General features: G+C 44.7%; 24 protein-coding genes. 22 read left to right on the forward strand and 2 right to left on the reverse strand.

All coding sequences use genetic code 11. The features are described 5' to 3' along the window. From rplN to A9Y75_RS30275, 22 genes are all read left to right on the forward strand, one after another. Window positions 1–285 (forward strand): 50S ribosomal protein L14 (rplN, locus tag A9Y75_RS21635; RefSeq protein WP_071191594.1); only part of this gene is annotated, 285 nt, incomplete at its 5' end. Beyond that, on the forward strand, window positions 285–632 hold the full coding sequence (gene rplX, locus A9Y75_RS21640; protein ID WP_071191595.1) for a 50S ribosomal protein L24: 348 nt from the start codon (window positions 285–287) through the stop codon (window positions 630–632). The genes rplN and rplX, both read left to right, overlap by 1 nt. Window positions 633–738: 106 nt before the next feature. Beyond that, on the forward strand, window positions 739–1,287 hold the full coding sequence (gene rplE / locus A9Y75_RS21645) for a 50S ribosomal protein L5 (protein WP_071191596.1): 549 nt from the start codon (window positions 739–741) through the stop codon (window positions 1,285–1,287). A gap of 20 nt (window positions 1,288–1,307) precedes the next feature. Continuing rightward, window positions 1,308–1,709, forward strand: a complete 402-nt coding sequence (gene rpsH / locus A9Y75_RS21650) for a 30S ribosomal protein S8 (protein ID WP_071191597.1) — start codon at window positions 1,308–1,310, stop codon at window positions 1,707–1,709. 205 nt (window positions 1,710–1,914) lie between these two features. Continuing rightward, complete coding sequence (gene rplF, locus A9Y75_RS21655) at window positions 1,915–2,463, forward strand: 50S ribosomal protein L6 (RefSeq protein WP_071191598.1); 549 nt, start codon at window positions 1,915–1,917, stop codon at window positions 2,461–2,463. Between the two features lie 2 nt (window positions 2,464–2,465). Next, complete coding sequence (rplR, locus tag A9Y75_RS21660; protein WP_071191599.1) at window positions 2,466–2,828, forward strand: 50S ribosomal protein L18; 363 nt, start codon at window positions 2,466–2,468, stop codon at window positions 2,826–2,828. A gap of 184 nt (window positions 2,829–3,012) precedes the next feature. Next, complete coding sequence (rpsE, locus tag A9Y75_RS21665) at window positions 3,013–3,540, forward strand: 30S ribosomal protein S5 (RefSeq protein ID WP_016953007.1); 528 nt, start codon at window positions 3,013–3,015, stop codon at window positions 3,538–3,540. Between the two features lie 49 nt (window positions 3,541–3,589). Next, window positions 3,590–4,036 (forward strand): 50S ribosomal protein L15, encoded by a 447-nt coding sequence (rplO, locus tag A9Y75_RS21670; RefSeq protein ID WP_071191600.1) that lies wholly within the window; start codon window positions 3,590–3,592, stop codon window positions 4,034–4,036. A 70-nt stretch (window positions 4,037–4,106) separates the two neighbouring features. After that, window positions 4,107–5,417, forward strand: coding sequence for a preprotein translocase subunit SecY (gene secY, locus A9Y75_RS21675; RefSeq protein ID WP_071191601.1), 1,311 nt, complete (start codon window positions 4,107–4,109; stop codon window positions 5,415–5,417). Window positions 5,418–5,419: 2 nt separating this feature from the next. Further along, complete coding sequence (locus tag A9Y75_RS21680) at window positions 5,420–5,974, forward strand: adenylate kinase (RefSeq protein WP_143046472.1); 555 nt, start codon at window positions 5,420–5,422, stop codon at window positions 5,972–5,974. A gap of 180 nt (window positions 5,975–6,154) precedes the next feature. Continuing rightward, window positions 6,155–6,379, forward strand: a complete 225-nt coding sequence (gene infA, locus A9Y75_RS21685) for a translation initiation factor IF-1 (protein WP_006276978.1) — start codon at window positions 6,155–6,157, stop codon at window positions 6,377–6,379. 117 nt (window positions 6,380–6,496) lie between these two features. Then, complete coding sequence (gene rpmJ / locus A9Y75_RS26885; protein ID WP_015129703.1) at window positions 6,497–6,610, forward strand: 50S ribosomal protein L36; 114 nt, start codon at window positions 6,497–6,499, stop codon at window positions 6,608–6,610. Between the two features lie 111 nt (window positions 6,611–6,721). Further along, window positions 6,722–7,102, forward strand: coding sequence for a 30S ribosomal protein S13 (gene rpsM, locus A9Y75_RS21690; protein ID WP_071191603.1), 381 nt, complete (start codon window positions 6,722–6,724; stop codon window positions 7,100–7,102). Window positions 7,103–7,156: 54 nt separating this feature from the next. Continuing rightward, window positions 7,157–7,552, forward strand: a complete 396-nt coding sequence (gene rpsK / locus A9Y75_RS21695; RefSeq protein ID WP_016953011.1) for a 30S ribosomal protein S11 — start codon at window positions 7,157–7,159, stop codon at window positions 7,550–7,552. A gap of 343 nt (window positions 7,553–7,895) precedes the next feature. Continuing rightward, window positions 7,896–8,840 (forward strand): DNA-directed RNA polymerase subunit alpha, encoded by a 945-nt coding sequence (locus A9Y75_RS21700; RefSeq protein ID WP_071191604.1) that lies wholly within the window; start codon window positions 7,896–7,898, stop codon window positions 8,838–8,840. 33 nt (window positions 8,841–8,873) lie between these two features. Further along, window positions 8,874–9,224 (forward strand): 50S ribosomal protein L17, encoded by a 351-nt coding sequence (rplQ, locus tag A9Y75_RS21705; protein WP_071191605.1) that lies wholly within the window; start codon window positions 8,874–8,876, stop codon window positions 9,222–9,224. Window positions 9,225–9,299: 75 nt separating this feature from the next. After that, window positions 9,300–10,127 carry a tRNA pseudouridine(38-40) synthase TruA gene (truA, locus tag A9Y75_RS21710; protein WP_071191658.1) on the forward strand — a complete coding sequence of 276 codons (828 nt, stop codon included), beginning with the start codon at window positions 9,300–9,302 and terminating at the stop codon, window positions 10,125–10,127. Between the two features lie 110 nt (window positions 10,128–10,237). Beyond that, window positions 10,238–10,693 carry a 50S ribosomal protein L13 gene (gene rplM / locus A9Y75_RS21715; RefSeq protein ID WP_071191606.1) on the forward strand — a complete coding sequence of 152 codons (456 nt, stop codon included), beginning with the start codon at window positions 10,238–10,240 and terminating at the stop codon, window positions 10,691–10,693. Further along, window positions 10,693–11,109, forward strand: coding sequence for a 30S ribosomal protein S9 (rpsI, locus tag A9Y75_RS21720; RefSeq protein WP_071191607.1), 417 nt, complete (start codon window positions 10,693–10,695; stop codon window positions 11,107–11,109). Before rplM ends, rpsI begins: the two co-directional genes overlap by 1 nt. 133 nt (window positions 11,110–11,242) lie before the next feature. Beyond that, window positions 11,243–11,485, forward strand: a complete 243-nt coding sequence (gene rpmE, locus A9Y75_RS21725) for a 50S ribosomal protein L31 (RefSeq protein ID WP_016953017.1) — start codon at window positions 11,243–11,245, stop codon at window positions 11,483–11,485. A 106-nt stretch (window positions 11,486–11,591) separates the two neighbouring features. Continuing rightward, window positions 11,592–12,686 carry a peptide chain release factor 1 gene (prfA, locus tag A9Y75_RS21730; protein ID WP_071191659.1) on the forward strand — a complete coding sequence of 365 codons (1,095 nt, stop codon included), beginning with the start codon at window positions 11,592–11,594 and terminating at the stop codon, window positions 12,684–12,686. A gap of 238 nt (window positions 12,687–12,924) precedes the next feature. After that, window positions 12,925–13,047 carry a hypothetical protein gene (locus tag A9Y75_RS30275; RefSeq protein ID WP_269086325.1) on the forward strand — a complete coding sequence of 41 codons (123 nt, stop codon included), beginning with the start codon at window positions 12,925–12,927 and terminating at the stop codon, window positions 13,045–13,047. Window positions 13,048–13,084: 37 nt separating this feature from the next. Here the strand turns inward: A9Y75_RS30275 and A9Y75_RS21735 are convergent, their stop codons facing one another. After that, window positions 13,085–13,519: a hypothetical protein gene (locus A9Y75_RS21735; RefSeq protein WP_071191608.1), complete on the reverse strand. Its 435-nt coding sequence runs from the start codon at window positions 13,517–13,519 to the stop codon at window positions 13,085–13,087. 44 nt (window positions 13,520–13,563) lie between these two features. Beyond that, on the reverse strand, window positions 13,564–14,307 hold the full coding sequence (locus A9Y75_RS21740; protein ID WP_071191609.1) for a GDSL-type esterase/lipase family protein: 744 nt from the start codon (window positions 14,305–14,307) through the stop codon (window positions 13,564–13,566). Window positions 14,308–14,318 lie beyond the last annotated feature (11 nt).

The raw sequence follows: 14,318 nt of genomic DNA on the forward strand, positions 1-14,318 counted from the left end.
CCCCGCCGTTACGGTGGCGTGGGCGATAAAATTATCGCCGTTGTCAAAGAGTCCACACCCAACATGGCTGTAAAAAAGTCTGATGTTGTAGAAGCTGTCATTGTGCGTACCAGAAAAAGTATTAATAGAGACAGCGGTATGAGCATTCGTTTTGATGACAATGCCGCCGTGATCATCAACAAAGATGGTAATCCCAGAGGTACACGGGTCTTTGGCCCAGTGGCACGGGAATTACGCGATAAAAATTTCACCAAAATTGTTTCTCTGGCTCCAGAGGTGCTGTAATGGCAAAGCCACAACCAAAAGTTTTCCACAAAATGCACGTTAAAACCGGTGACACTGTACAAGTGATCGCTGGTAAAGATAAGGGTAAAGTTGGTGAAGTGATCAAAGCACTACCCCAACTCAGCAAAGTCCTTATCAAAGGTGTGAATATTAAAACCAAACACGTTAAACCTCAGCAAGAAGGGGAATCGGGGCAGATCATCACCCAGGAATTCCCAATTCATAGCTCTAACGTGATGCTTTATTCCACCAAGCAAAACGTCGCCAGTCGCGTCTGCTACACTTTCACCGCCGAGGGTAAGAAAGTCAGGATGCTCAAAAAAACAGGCGAGATACTCAACAATTAAAAATTAACAATTAAAAATGAATAGTTTCAATTTTTTAATTTGGAATTTTTAATTTTTAATTGGCAGCGACCCTGACCAAGCCCAGGGATAATAAGGACAAACAACTATGGCGACAACCAGACTCAAAAACTTATACCAAGAGACAATTGTCCCCAAACTGATTAATCAGTTTCAATACACCAACGTACATCAAGTACCAAAGGTAGTAAAAATAACTATTAACCGGGGTTTGGGAGAAGCTGCTCAAAATGCTAAAGCATTAGAAGCGTCTTTAAACGAAATTGCACTGATAACTGGTCAAAAACCAGTAGTGACAAGGGCAAAAAAGGCGATCGCTGGCTTCAAAATTCGTCAAGGTATGCCTGTTGGTATCATGGTGACTCTGAGAGGCGAACGGATGTATGCCTTTCTGGATCGACTTGTTAGCCTTTCATTGCCCAGAATCCGCGACTTTCGCGGCGTTAGTCCCAAAAGCTTTGACGGACGGGGCAACTACACTCTGGGTGTAAGAGAACAGCTAATTTTTCCAGAAGTCGAGTACGACAGCATCGATCAAGTCCGTGGTCTCGATATTTCTATCATCACCACAGCAAAAAATGACGAAGAGGGTCGCGCCTTACTTAAAGAAATGGGAATGCCCTTTCGCGATCAATAAGTTCATCTAAAGAGGGAACGATGGCGGCTAACGACACAATTGCAGATATGCTGACGCGCATCCGCAATGCTAATCTGGCAAGGCATCAAACTACACAAGTGCCAGCAACAAAAATGACTCGTAATATTGCTAAAGTTCTACAGAACGAAGGCTTTATTGCTGAATTTGGAGAATCAGGAGAAGGGGTAACGCGCAATCTGGTGATTTCCCTGAAATACAAGGGCAAAAATCGCCAACCCCTAATCACTGCCTTGAAGCGAGTGAGTAAGCCCGGTTTGCGAGTTTACTCCAATCGAAAAGAATTACCAAGAGTACTAGGCGGTATCGGTATCGCCATTATTTCTACATCCAGTGGTATAATGACTGACCGCGAAGCACGCCGTCAGAATTTAGGTGGTGAAGTGCTTTGCTACGTTTGGTAGTCGTCAAGTGCTTCCGGCACGCATTCGCGAACGTCAATAGTCAGTGCAACCGAAAACTGACAACTGACCCTCACGGGTGATGCCTCCGGCATAGCTTAGGTGAACCTCAGTCGCACCCAAGACGGAATGACTTCCACCTAAATAGGAAAACCGCCTGTTGTGAGCGCTGACTCAGAACTGACAACTGAACAACTGACAAAAAATCATGTCTCGAATTGGTAAACGTCCAATTACTGTTCCCGCCAAAGTACAAGTGGCGATTGATGGCACTAGTGTAGTCGTGAAAGGTCCAAAAGGCGAACTTTCACGCACTTTACCTGCTAATGTTACAGTCTCCCAGGAAGGGGAAACATTATTAGTAACACGTCGGGATGAAACCCGCACATCTAGGCAACTACACGGTTTAAGCCGGACTTTAGTTGCCAACATGGTTGAGGGAGTATCCATTGGTTTTCAACGTCGGTTGGAAATTCAAGGGGTAGGTTACCGCGCCCAAGTACAAGGCCGTAACTTAGTTTTAAATATGGGTTACAGCCATCAAGTGCAAATAGAACCACCAGATGGAATTCAATTTGCAGTTGAAGGTACGACCAATGTCATAGTCAGTGGCTATGACAAAGAAATTGTAGGCAACACAGCAGCTAAAGTCCGTGCAGTTCGTCCACCCGAACCTTACAAAGGTAAAGGCATTCGCTATGCCGGTGAAGTGGTCAGACGCAAAGCTGGTAAGACTGGTAAGGGTGGTAAGAAGTAAACATGAAACTTACTCGTAGAGAATCAAAACAGCGTCGCCATCGGCGCGTTCGTGGCAAAGTTAGCGGTTCACCAGAACGTCCACGTCTGGCTGTATTCCGTTCTAATGAACATATTTATGTTCAGGTAATTGACGATACACAGCATCAAACCCTGGTGGCAGCATCAACTGTAGAACCAGAGTTGAAATCTGGTTTAGCTTCTGGGTCAAACTGCGATGCATCAGCGCAAGTTGGTAAATTGATAGCAGTGCGATCGCTAGAAAAAGGTATTACTCAAGTGGTCTTTGATCGCGGTGGAAACCTATATCACGGTCGCATTAAAGCACTAGCTGATGCAGCACGGGAGGCTGGTTTAGATTTCTAAAATCATGCGTCATTAGTCATTAGTCATGAGTCATTAGCTATCAAAACAAATGACAAAAGACAAATGACAATTGACAACTGACGCTACGCATTCTCACAGCGTGCCGTAGGCATACGTCAGATGCTCATGGGAAAATCCCCAAAAGCGCACTGACTCACAACTGACGTTCACCAGAGCATTAATTATGGCAACAGAGCGTAAATCTAGAACAAAACGTGCCAAAAAAGAAGAAACCACTTGGCAAGAGCGAGTTATTCAGATCCGACGAGTGAGTAAGGTCGTCAAAGGTGGTAAAAAACTAAGCTTCCGGGCGATTGTGGTCGTTGGTAACGAACGCGGTCAAGTTGGCGTGGGAGTAGGTAAAGCCTCAGATGTAATTGGTGCCGTGAAAAAAGGCGTCGCCGACGGGAAAAAACATCTGATTGATATTCCTATTACCAAATCCAATTCTATCCCCCACCCCATTGATGGCGTTGGTGGCGGTGCTAAGGTGATGATGCGACCCGCAGCACCAGGTACAGGGGTAATTGCTGGTGGAGCAGTACGGACTGTATTAGAGTTGGCAGGAGTTCGTAACGTTCTCGCCAAACAACTCGGTTCCAACAATCCTCTCAACAATGCTAGAGCCGCAGTTAATGCCCTATCTACACTGCGAACCTTTGCTGAAGTTGCTGAAGATCGGGGTATTGCTATTGAGAATCTCTACATCTAGTAGATGACATTCTTACTAAGTATTAGTCTAAAAAACTACTAATTACATCATGAGACTCAACGATGTTAAGCCTCAAAAAGGCTCAAAAAAACGCCGTAAGCGTGTAGGTAGAGGTATTTCTGCCGGACAAGGCGCTAGTGCAGGTTTAGGGATGCGGGGTCAGAAATCCCGTTCTGGTAGTGGTACTCGACCTGGGTTTGAAGGTGGTCAACAGCCATTGTACCGCCGCTTACCCAAGCTGAAGGGCTTTCCAGTTATTAATCGTAAAATTTACACTACGATTAATGTAGAGAAGTTAGCCTCCTTACCTGCCAACACTGAAGTAACTTTAGCCTCTTTAAGAGAAGCAGGTATCCTTACCGCTGCTAAAGGTCCATTGAAAATTTTGGGTAATGGGGAATTGAGCATTCCGCTCAAGGTGCAAGCAGCAGCTTTCACCGGACAAGCCCGGAGCAAAATTGAGGCAGCTGGTGGGAGTTGTGAAGTCTTAACCTGAGCCAAGAAAGCGCAATTTAAAGCTAGCCAACTCGCTTCCAGCGCCTGGTTCACTATAAAGGTAGCACTCTATGATCAGTCGAGATAAAGCCCCAACGGCTCAAGAAACTTTTATGCAGATGGCCCAAGCAGCCGGACTCAGAGGTAGGCTGCTTGTTACCGTCGGTATTTTAATTTTGGTTCGCCTGGGAATCTTTTTGCCCATACCAGGAATTGATAGAGCTAGGTTTGCTGAGGCCATTTCGGGCAATAATTCCGTATTTGGTTTATTGGATATATTTTCTGGACGGGGCTTGTCTACTTTAGGTGTATTTGCCTTGGGGATTTTGCCTTTCATTAATGCGTCCATTATCATCCAATTGCTCACCGCAGCAATTCCTTCTTTAGAAAATTTACAGAAAAATGAAGGTGAGGCAGGTCGGCGGAAAATATCCCAAATTACCCGCTATGTAACTGTCGTTTGGGCAATTATACAAAGCGTGGCCTTTTCGGCATTATTTCTGCAACAGTTTGCCTTAAACCCAGGCCCACTATTTGTGGCTGAAACAGCGATCGCTCTAACCGCTGGTTCTATGTTTGTCATGTGGGCATCAGAACTAATTACAGAACGTGGCATAGGTAATGGTGCATCATTGTTGATTTTTGTCAACATTGTTGCTTCCCTACCCAAATCTTTAGGCGACACCATCGACTTAGTACAAGTTGGGGGACGGGAAATCGTCGGTCGCGTCATCGTTCTAGTCTTAGTATTCCTGCTCACAATTGTGGGGATTGTCTTTGTGCAGGAAGGAATGCGCCGCATCCCGATTATTTCTGCTCGTCGCCAAGTGGGTAGACGAGTTTTGGCAGAGCAGCGGAGTTATTTACCCCTACGCCTCAATTCTGGCGGTGTCATGCCGATTATTTTTGCAGCAGCAATCCTGAGTTTGCCACTTTTAATCGCCAATTTTACCAAAAATCCAGAATTAGCCAACATTGTTAACACTTACCTGAGTCCTAGCGGTTCTGCACCGTGGGTATACGCCCTAGTTTATTTAACTTCCATTGTTTTCTTCAGTTACTTCTATTCGTCGTTGATTCTCAACCCCGTAGATGTAGCTCAGAACTTGAAAAAAATGGGTTCTAGTATTCCTGGCATTCGTCCAGGTAAAGCTACAAGCGAGTATATTGAGCGTGTAACGAATAGACTCACTTTTTTGGGTGCGATCTTTTTAGGCTTGGTGGCGATTATTCCCACAGCTGTAGAAAGTGCTTTGAAAGTTCCAACTTTTAAGGGATTGGGTGCTACATCTTTGTTAATTCTGGTAGGTGTGGCAATTGAGACAGCAAAACAAGTCCAAACTTATGTGATTTCTCAGCGCTATGAAGGAATGGTGAAATAATCGTGACTCGCTTAATCTTCTTGGGACCACCAGGTGCTGGTAAAGGAACTCAGGCAATAACTTTGGCTGAATTCTTGAAGATTCCCCATATTTCTACTGGTGATATATTACGGCAAGCCATTCAAGACCAAACACCTTTGGGCATAAAAGCACAAAGCTACATGGATCAGGGTGAGTTAGTTCCTGATCAACTAGTTCAGGATCTAGTAGAAGAGCGTCTTAATCAACCAGATACAAAAACAGGTTGGATTCTTGACGGCTTTCCTCGTAAAGTAACCCAAGCAGCTTTTTTGGCAGAATTACTGCAAAAGATCGGACAGGGTGGTGAAAGGGTAGTCAACTTGGATGCACCAGACGACGTTGTTATTACCCGCTTGCTGGGACGAGGAAGAAAAGACGATAACGAAGAAGTGATTCGTCGTCGTTTAGAGGTTTACCGCGAGGAAACTGCACCCCTGATCGATTATTACAGCGATCGCCAAAAACTCCTGACTGTTAACGGCAATCAGTCCCAAGCAGAAGTCACTGACGCATTGAAAAATCTCATAGCTGCTTAAGAATGACCGGGAGGTAGGGGAAGCAGGGGGAGCAATTTTCCCAGTCCCCAGATCCCAGTCTCAGTTCCCTTTTAGCTAAGATATATTAATAAACTGTTGATATATTTCTCAAATTGTGTTCTTGTGCAGATGAAAGCACTGCTTGGTCACAGGAGATTGTTGAGTTGAGGAAAAAACAAATTGTCTAAGCAAGATTTGATTGAAATGGAAGGTACGGTCACCGAGTCATTGCCCAATGCAATGTTTCGAGTTGATCTAGACAATGGCTTTAACGTATTAGCACACATTTCTGGCAAGATTCGCCGTAATTACATCAAAATTTTACCCGGCGATCGCGTCAAAGTGGAGTTAACGCCCTATGACTTAACAAAAGGCAGAATTACCTATAGACTGCGGAAAAAGTAAATCTATGCAGAAAATCTTACCATAAAGCAGCTTTTTTTGGGGTTTTCCCAGTTACTTAACTGAATTATTTTCTCTAGAAATGCTATAATTTACTATTTGGAGTCAATTAGAAAAGGCATGAAAGTCAGAGCCTCAGTCAAGAAAATTTGTGAAAAATGTAACGTGATCAAACGCCGTGGTCGCGTCATGGTGATTTGTGTTAACCCCAAGCACAAACAACGTCAAGGATAGCGCTCTGACTAAAAGAGCTTGGTACCATACCAGATCACCATTCAAACGAAAAGACGCGATTAATCACGTTTTGCCAACTGCGATTACCAGAAAAATAGGGAGAGATTAATTGTGGCACGGATCTCCGGAGTAGACCTTCCACGCGACAAGCGTGTAGAAATTGGTCTGACTTACATTTACGGAATTGGGTTATCAAGGTCGCAAGAAATCTTAGCAGCGACCGGTGTGAACCCAGACACCCGCGTTAAAGACTTAAGTGATGCCGATGTTGCCGCCCTGCGGGGAGAAATAGAAAGCAACTATCAAGTCGAAGGTGACTTGCGGCGCTTAGAAGCGATGAATATCAAGCGTCTAGTTGATATAGGCACTTACAGAGGTCGTCGCCATCGCATGGGATTACCCGTCAGAGGCCAAAGAACCCGCACCAATGCTAGAACCAGACGTGGTAGAAGGCAGACAGTAGCTGGGAAGAAAAAAGCCCCTGGCAAATAATTTTTCAGCACTTGCTCATAGAAGCAAGTTTTACCTTAAATTCACTAAACAAATATGGCCAGACAACCAACTAAAAAATCCGGGAGCAAGAAGCAGAAACGGAACGTACCCAACGGTATTGCCTACATCCAGTCTACTTTTAACAATAGCATTGTCTCTATTACAGATCAAAATGGAGATGTCATCTCCTGGGCAAGTGCTGGTTCTAGTGGATTTAAGGGGGCAAAAAAGGGAACACCCTTTGCAGCACAAACAGCAGCTGAAAGTGCAGCCCGTAGAGCCATTGATCAAGGAATGCGCCAAATTGAGGTAATGGTCAGCGGACCTGGAGCAGGTAGAGAAACTGCTATCCGCGCACTTCAAGGAGCAGGATTAGAAATTACCCTGATTCGGGATATTACCCCGATTCCTCACAATGGTTGCCGTCCGCCCAAGCGCCGTCGAGTTTAAACAAAACTTGTTAATCACGCTTAGACGAAAGCCAAAGCTAGGGGAAATCACCTGCAATTGGAGCGTACAAAGTATAAACTGCCAAAGCAGAGCAAATACTTGTCTACTTCAGAACCGTTGGGTGACAGGTGCAACAAATCAGGTATTCTCACAGGCAGGACTGATCAAATTTTGGTTCATCCACAAATTATCAGTGCCTGTGGGTCAAATTGGGGCATCAAACTTTACAACCTTTCTTAATGTTCGTAGTTTGATCAGCCTCAACAAAATCTCAGGTCAGAAAGTAAATTCGAGAGGCAATTAATTTGCCTGCTAGCAGCACCTTAAAAAGGGAGGCTACTCCGTGGCGCAGTTTCAAATTGAATGTGTAGAGTCTAATACTGAGGAAAGTCGAAGCCATTACAGTAAATTTGTTCTGGAACCTCTAGAGCGCGGTCAAGGAACAACAGTTGGCAACGCGCTGCGGCGGGTTTTACTGTCCAATCTAGAGGGTACAGCGGTTACAGCAGTGCGGATTGCTGGGGTTAGCCACGAGTTTGCCACAGTTCCAGGCGTGCGAGAAGACGTGCTGGAAATCCTCATGCGAATGAAGGAAGTCATTCTCAAAAGTTATTCCTCTCAACCTCAGATTGGTCGGTTACTCGTTAACGGACCAGTAACAGTCACTGCGGCACATTTTGATTTACCCAGTGAAGTAGAAGTCATTGATCCCACCCAGTATGTAGCTACCTTAGCGGATGGCGGCAAACTGGAAATGGAATTTCGGATTGAACGAGGCAAAGGATATCGCACTGTTGAGCGAGGAAGGGAAGAAGCCACATCTTTGGACTTTCTGCAAATCGACTCAATATTTATGCCAGTGCGAAAAGTCAACTATAGCGTTGAAGAAGCGCGTGGAGATGGATCGCTCAAAGACCGACTGCTATTAGAAGTTTGGACAAATGGCAGTCTTTCTCCTCAAGAAGCCCTATCTTCGGCAGCTGGAATTTTGGTAGATTTATTCAACCCATTGAAAGATATCTCCCTGGAACCAACTGATACAGGTTCAGATATCCCAGATGACCCAACTGCTCAGATTCCGATTGAAGAGTTGCAACTTTCTGTACGGGCATATAACTGTCTCAAACGAGCGCAAGTTAACTCTGTGGCAGACTTATTGGATTACACCCAAGAAGACCTACTCGAAATTAAAAACTTCGGTCAGAAGTCCGCAGAAGAAGTAGTAGAAGCTTTACAGCGACGTTTAGGAATAACTTTACCCCAAGAAAGAGGCTCTAAGCACGCTTAAATTTCCATTTTTAATAATTCACAGTGCATTATTATGCGTCACCGTTGTCGAGTCAAAAAACTCAGTAAACCAGCAGACCAGCGCCGCGCCCTGTTGCGAGCGCTAACCACAGAAGTCATCCGTCATGGTCGAATCACCACCACTTTAATCCGCGCTAAAGTCCTGCGAAGTGAAGTGGATAAAATGATTACCCTCGCCAAAAATGGCTCCTTAGCAGCACGTCGGGAAGCCCTGGGCTATATCTACGACAAAACACTGGTTCATGCTCTATTTGAGCAAGCTCCTACTCGCTATGGCAACCGTCAAGGGGGTTATACTCGTATCCTGCATACCGTACCCCGTCGCGGTGACAATGCTGAAATGGCAATCATTGAACTGGTGTAACCATATTTTGGATTTTGGATTTTGGATTTGGGATTAAATCTAAAATCACAAATCACAAATCTAAAATTGATTGATATGTTAGATAGCCGCGAGCCTACAGCAACTCATCGAGTAGCCTTGGTCATTCAGTACTTAGGTACTCAGTTTCATGGCTGGCAACGGCAATCACGCCAGCGAACCGTCCAGGAAGAAATAGAAACAGCTATAGCTACTATTCTGGGGTATCATGTGACACTTCACGGCGCAGGGAGAACCGATGCCGGAGTTCACGCCGCTGCTCAAGTAGCCCATTTTGACGCTACAGGTTTCATCCCGGCTCACAAATGGGCAACAGTTCTGAACAGCTATCTGCCTCCAGATATATTAATTAGGGCTTCAGCGGGTGTAAGTGATCGTTGGCACGCTCGCTTTAGTGCAGACTCTCGACGGTATCGCTACACAATCTATACTGAGGCTCTACCGAACTTGTTCGTGAACCGCTTCAGTTGGCATTATTATTATGCACCCCTGGATGAATCCTTAATCCAAGCTGCCCTCGAACCACTGCTGGGAAAACATCATTTAGCTGCCTTTCATCGAGCCGGTTCAGCGCGATCGCATTCCTGGGTAGAGGTACAGGCAGCAGAGTGTCGTCGCAATGGGTCGTTTATCCATATTGAAATTCAGGCTAATGGATTCTTATATGGCATGGTACGCCTGTTGTTAGGAATGCTCGTACAAGTGGGTTCTGGACAAAGGACGCTGGCTAACTTTACCGAAATCTGGAAAGAAGAACGCCGGGAAGAAGTAAAATACGCCGCGCCTCCCCAAGGTTTATGCTTGTTACGAGTAGGCTATCCCGATTTTCCCTTTCCTCCGGAAATTTGGTACGACACCCAACCATATTTAGTGTTTGGTTATTAGTCATTGGTGACAAGGAATAGGGAAAACATCAATTAAAAAATTCTTGCCTTTTGCCTCTTGCCTTCTTCCACTGACAACTGACCAAGAACAAAAACAAAGGATAAATAACAATGAGTAGTAAAACATACCTTCCTCCTCAAGCATCCCTTGAGCGCGAGTGGTACGTAGTAGATGCCACCGATAAACGCCTTGGTCGCCTGGCCAGCGAAATCGCTATGGTCTTGAGAGGGAAAAGAAAGGCTGAATATACCCCCCATATGGACACAGGTGATTTCGTTGTTGTCATCAACGCCGAAAAAGTAGCAGTTACAGGCAAAAAACGTACCCAAAAACTCTACCGTCGCCATTCTGGTCGTCCCGGCGGGATGAAGACAGAAACCTTCGCCAAGCTGCAACAGCGCCTACCAGAAAGGATTTTAGAACAAGCTGTTAAAGGTATGCTGCCTAAAAATAGCTTGGGTAAGCAGTTGTTTACCAAACTGAAAGTATACGCTGGGCCTACTCATCCCCATGAGGCTCAACAACCCAAAGAATTAAACATTAGTACAATTCCTGGAGAAAATTAATGGTCGCAGTAGAAACCAATAGCGGTCGCGCCGTGTACTGGGGTACTGGCCGTCGTAAGTCCGCAGTCGCCAGTGTACGCCTAGTTCCAGGTGAAGGCAAGTTGATTGTGAATGGCAAAGATGGAGTGTTGTACTTCCAATTCAACGCCAATTACCTGGGAGTCATCAAAGCGCCCTTGGAAACTTTGGGACTAGAAAACGAATATGACATTTTGGTCAAGGCCGTAGGCGGCGGTTTGACAGGACAAGCAGATTCTATTCGCTTGGGTGTTGCTCGTGCTTTGTGCCAATTAGACCCCGATAACCGTCCACCTTTGAAAACCGAAGGCTACTTAACTCGTGACCCACGAGCTAAAGAACGGAAAAAATACGGTTTACACAAAGCTCGGAAAGCTCCTCAGTATTCCAAGCGGTAAGGCAGGAGGCAGGAGGCAGGAGGCAGGAGGCAGCTATGCTGAAGGTTATTCAAATTTTTCCCCAGTCCCCAGTCCCCAGTCCCCAGTCCCCAGTCCCAGTTATAATTTGTATAGATTCACCACAAAAGGAACAATGGCTAAATCTGATATTCATCCCCAGTGGTATCCAGAGGCTAAGGTCTACTGTAACGGTCAAGTTGTCATGACCGTTGGTTCTACTAAGCCTGAACTACACGTAGACGTTTGGTCTGGAAACCACCCCTTTTACACTGGTACTCAGAAGATGATTGATGCTGAGGGTCGAGTTGAGCGCTTCCTCCGCAAATACGGTATGAGCAGTACTCAAACCTCTGGCGACGACCAAGATAAAAAGTAGCTGGTTGGCTGTAGCTGTTAACGACGACCCTACATAGATGCAGGGTCGATTGTCATTTAATGCAGAAAGCCACACTAGTTATTTTTTAAGGAGCGTTGCCCTGATCATGGCTGAATCATACCTGCTGGAGAAACTGAAATCTGTTGAACAAACCTTTAATGAATTAACACGTCGCCTGGGCGACCCTGATACCGCTAAAAACCCCGATGAGTATCAAAAAATTGCCAAGTCTCGTTCTTCTTTGGAAGAGGTAGTCAATACCTATGAAATTTGGAAAACCTCCCAGGATGAATTGGTAGGGGCGCGTCAGGTACTGAAAGAGGCAAATAGCGATCCTGAGTTGCAAGAAATGGCAGCGTTGGAAGTCAATGAGCTAGTAGAAAAGCTTGAATACCTAGAAAGCCGCTTGAAGGTGTTGCTGCTACCCCGTGACCCCAATGATGATAAAAACATCATGTTGGAAATTCGCGCTGGTACTGGTGGCGATGAAGCAAGTATTTGGGCTGGTGATTTGCTGCGAATGTATTCCCGCTATGCTGATACTCAGGGTTGGAAAGTGAAGCTAGTCAGTGAATCTCTGGGTGAAATGGGTGGCTTCAAAGAGGTGATTCTGGAAATTCAAGGCGACAGCGTTTACAGCAAGCTGAAGTTTGAAGCTGGAGTGCATCGGGTGCAGCGCGTACCAGCCACGGAAGCTGGGGGAAGGGTTCACACTTCTACAGCGACTATCGCCATTATGCCAGAAGTGGATGATGTGGAAATTCATATTGACCCGAAAGATATTGAAATGAGTACCGCCCGTTCTGGTGGTGCTGGTGGACAAAACGTCAACAAGGTGGAAACAGCCGCTGACTTGTTCCACAAACCCACGGGAATCAGAATTTTTTGTACAGAAGAACGCAGCCAGTTGCAAAACAAAGAACGGGCGATGCAAATTTTGCGGGCTAAATTGTATGAAATGAAGTTACGGGAACAACAAGAGGCTGTCACTTCTATGAGGCGATCGCAAGTTGGTACAGGTTCCCGTTCTGAAAAAATTCGCACTTATAACTATAAAGATAGCCGTGTTACTGATCATCGCTTAGGTCAAAATTACACACTAAACCCTGTTCTGGAAGGCGATTTAGAAACGGTGATCCAATCTTGTATATCTCAAGACCAGCAAGAGCGTTTAGCAGAATTAGCTACCTCTGTCAGCTAATATTGCCTGTTAAATATCCTGAAAAACCGCTTGTGTAGATGTTTCTTGTAATACATCCAGGCGGTTTTCTAATGCCTGATGCTTGAGTCCGTGGATTTTTTTGATTTTTTTGATTTGTTTGACATTGTAGCCTTTGGCTTGTAGAGCTTATTTGGCCTCGTCCTCTGAAATGTGCCAATTTTCTGGTTTAATTTGATTAGCGCTAATTAGGTTTTTACCTTAATTAGATAAACTAGTCATGCAAGCTTATGATTTTCACCCTAACGATGACATTCTAGAAAAACTCCTCACCTCAAACATAGAACTTGCAGAAAAAGAAAAACAAGGACTAAAAATTATCGGATCCTCGGCACCAAATTAAAAAACCCTTTGCGTTTACCTCCTCATACCTCTGCGTTTTAAAACCACTCTCCACCCCGAAAACGCCAGCGAGGAAAAATAATCCTCATTAAACTTTGTGACATAATAAAAACAGCAAACCAAACAAAACTATAATGCAGAAAAAACACCCCTATTGGTAGTTCTTCTTTAGGCATAGGTATGGGTAAAAAGCCAAAAATCTTAATTCCACAAAAGACAAATACCATTTCCCAAATACCTGCAAAAAGTTGATAAGCTGCTGGCCAATCTCTATCCCAACGTGATTTTTGCAGATAGTTATAAAGCACATCCCAACCTAAACCAAAAATGGCGATATAGGCGAGAATCCAAAAATAAACTGTGTGCGGACGGTTGCCAATTAAACCAATAGCAAAAGGTATAGATATTAATACGCCGACAGTTGCTAATAATAATAATCGAGTTTGCCAACGACCAAATAAAGTTGGAGTCATAAACAATTAAAAATTTAAAATTAACAATTAAAAATGAATTGGTTCTAATCTGCTTCCTGCTTTATGACTTCTGCCATTATTTGATAATCTAATTGACAATGATATTTTGCTAATTCTGGCCAATTGAGTACAGATTCTAGCAGGTCTTGATAGCCTAATGTATTGGGGTGAAGTCCGTCTGCGCTGATGCGTTGAGTGCGCCAGGATTCATCTCTTTCTAGCCATTGGTCGAAAATATCTAAATAGGGTATTTGCCGTTGCTTACACGCTTTACGGGTGGCTTCTTTGTAGCGATATTGGTCAACGTGATTGTAGTATAAACAATCGAGAAACGGCATTTTGGTTTCATCTACGGGAACCATACCAACAAAGAGGACGGGACACAGTTGTTGGGCTTGGTCTAATAATGCCGCGATTTCGGTTTCAAATTGGGTAAAATTTGTGTAATTTTTGCCTGTGGGACGACCTAAGCGGGGTGTGTCGTTAACTCCAACAGATAAAATAATCAAGTCAGGAACACGGTTACGGATTTCTCCGCGATGGCGAAATTCTATTTCTAGCCTTTGGGAAACTTGCTGAGTGCGATCGCCCCTAACCCCCAAATTATATAGTACATGACCGACGCTATCCGGCAACATCCACCACCGTCGTAGTTGTTCCACCCAACCGCCTTTTTCTGGGTCGCCATATCCATATACTAAGCTATCTCCCAAGGCAACAATCTTTAAAGGCTGGCATACTTTTGGCGCTACAGAAAGCATTGAGGAGGAAGGCTTCAAGGTTTGCATCTTAAACAGCA

This window comes from Trichormus sp. NMC-1 (genome assembly GCF_001858025.1).
Classification (GTDB): Bacteria; Cyanobacteriota; Cyanobacteriia; order Cyanobacteriales; family Nostocaceae; genus Anabaena.

Coding starts and splice junctions, on each gene's coding strand:
- rplX (WP_071191595.1), top strand. CDS start 285: ATGGCAAAGCCACAACCAAAAGTTTTCCACAAAATGCACGTTAAAACC.
- rplE (WP_071191596.1), top strand. CDS start 739: ATGGCGACAACCAGACTCAAAAACTTATACCAAGAGACAATTGTCCCC.
- rpsH (WP_071191597.1), top strand. CDS start 1,308: ATGGCGGCTAACGACACAATTGCAGATATGCTGACGCGCATCCGCAAT.
- rplF (WP_071191598.1), top strand. CDS start 1,915: ATGTCTCGAATTGGTAAACGTCCAATTACTGTTCCCGCCAAAGTACAA.
- rplR (WP_071191599.1), top strand. CDS start 2,466: ATGAAACTTACTCGTAGAGAATCAAAACAGCGTCGCCATCGGCGCGTT.
- rpsE (WP_016953007.1), top strand. CDS start 3,013: ATGGCAACAGAGCGTAAATCTAGAACAAAACGTGCCAAAAAAGAAGAA.
- rplO (WP_071191600.1), top strand. CDS start 3,590: ATGAGACTCAACGATGTTAAGCCTCAAAAAGGCTCAAAAAAACGCCGT.
- secY (WP_071191601.1), top strand. CDS start 4,107: ATGATCAGTCGAGATAAAGCCCCAACGGCTCAAGAAACTTTTATGCAG.
- rpmJ (WP_015129703.1), top strand. CDS start 6,497: ATGAAAGTCAGAGCCTCAGTCAAGAAAATTTGTGAAAAATGTAACGTG.
- rpsK (WP_016953011.1), top strand. CDS start 7,157: ATGGCCAGACAACCAACTAAAAAATCCGGGAGCAAGAAGCAGAAACGG.
- rplQ (WP_071191605.1), top strand. CDS start 8,874: ATGCGTCACCGTTGTCGAGTCAAAAAACTCAGTAAACCAGCAGACCAG.
- truA (WP_071191658.1), top strand. CDS start 9,300: ATGTTAGATAGCCGCGAGCCTACAGCAACTCATCGAGTAGCCTTGGTC.
- rplM (WP_071191606.1), top strand. CDS start 10,238: ATGAGTAGTAAAACATACCTTCCTCCTCAAGCATCCCTTGAGCGCGAG.
- rpsI (WP_071191607.1), top strand. CDS start 10,693: ATGGTCGCAGTAGAAACCAATAGCGGTCGCGCCGTGTACTGGGGTACT.
- rpmE (WP_016953017.1), top strand. CDS start 11,243: ATGGCTAAATCTGATATTCATCCCCAGTGGTATCCAGAGGCTAAGGTC.
- prfA (WP_071191659.1), top strand. CDS start 11,592: ATGGCTGAATCATACCTGCTGGAGAAACTGAAATCTGTTGAACAAACC.
- A9Y75_RS30275 (WP_269086325.1), top strand. CDS start 12,925: ATGCAAGCTTATGATTTTCACCCTAACGATGACATTCTAGAAAAACTC.
- A9Y75_RS21735 (WP_071191608.1), bottom strand. CDS start 13,519: ATGACTCCAACTTTATTTGGTCGTTGGCAAACTCGATTATTATTATTA.
- A9Y75_RS21740 (WP_071191609.1), bottom strand. CDS start 14,307: ATGCAAACCTTGAAGCCTTCCTCCTCAATGCTTTCTGTAGCGCCAAAA.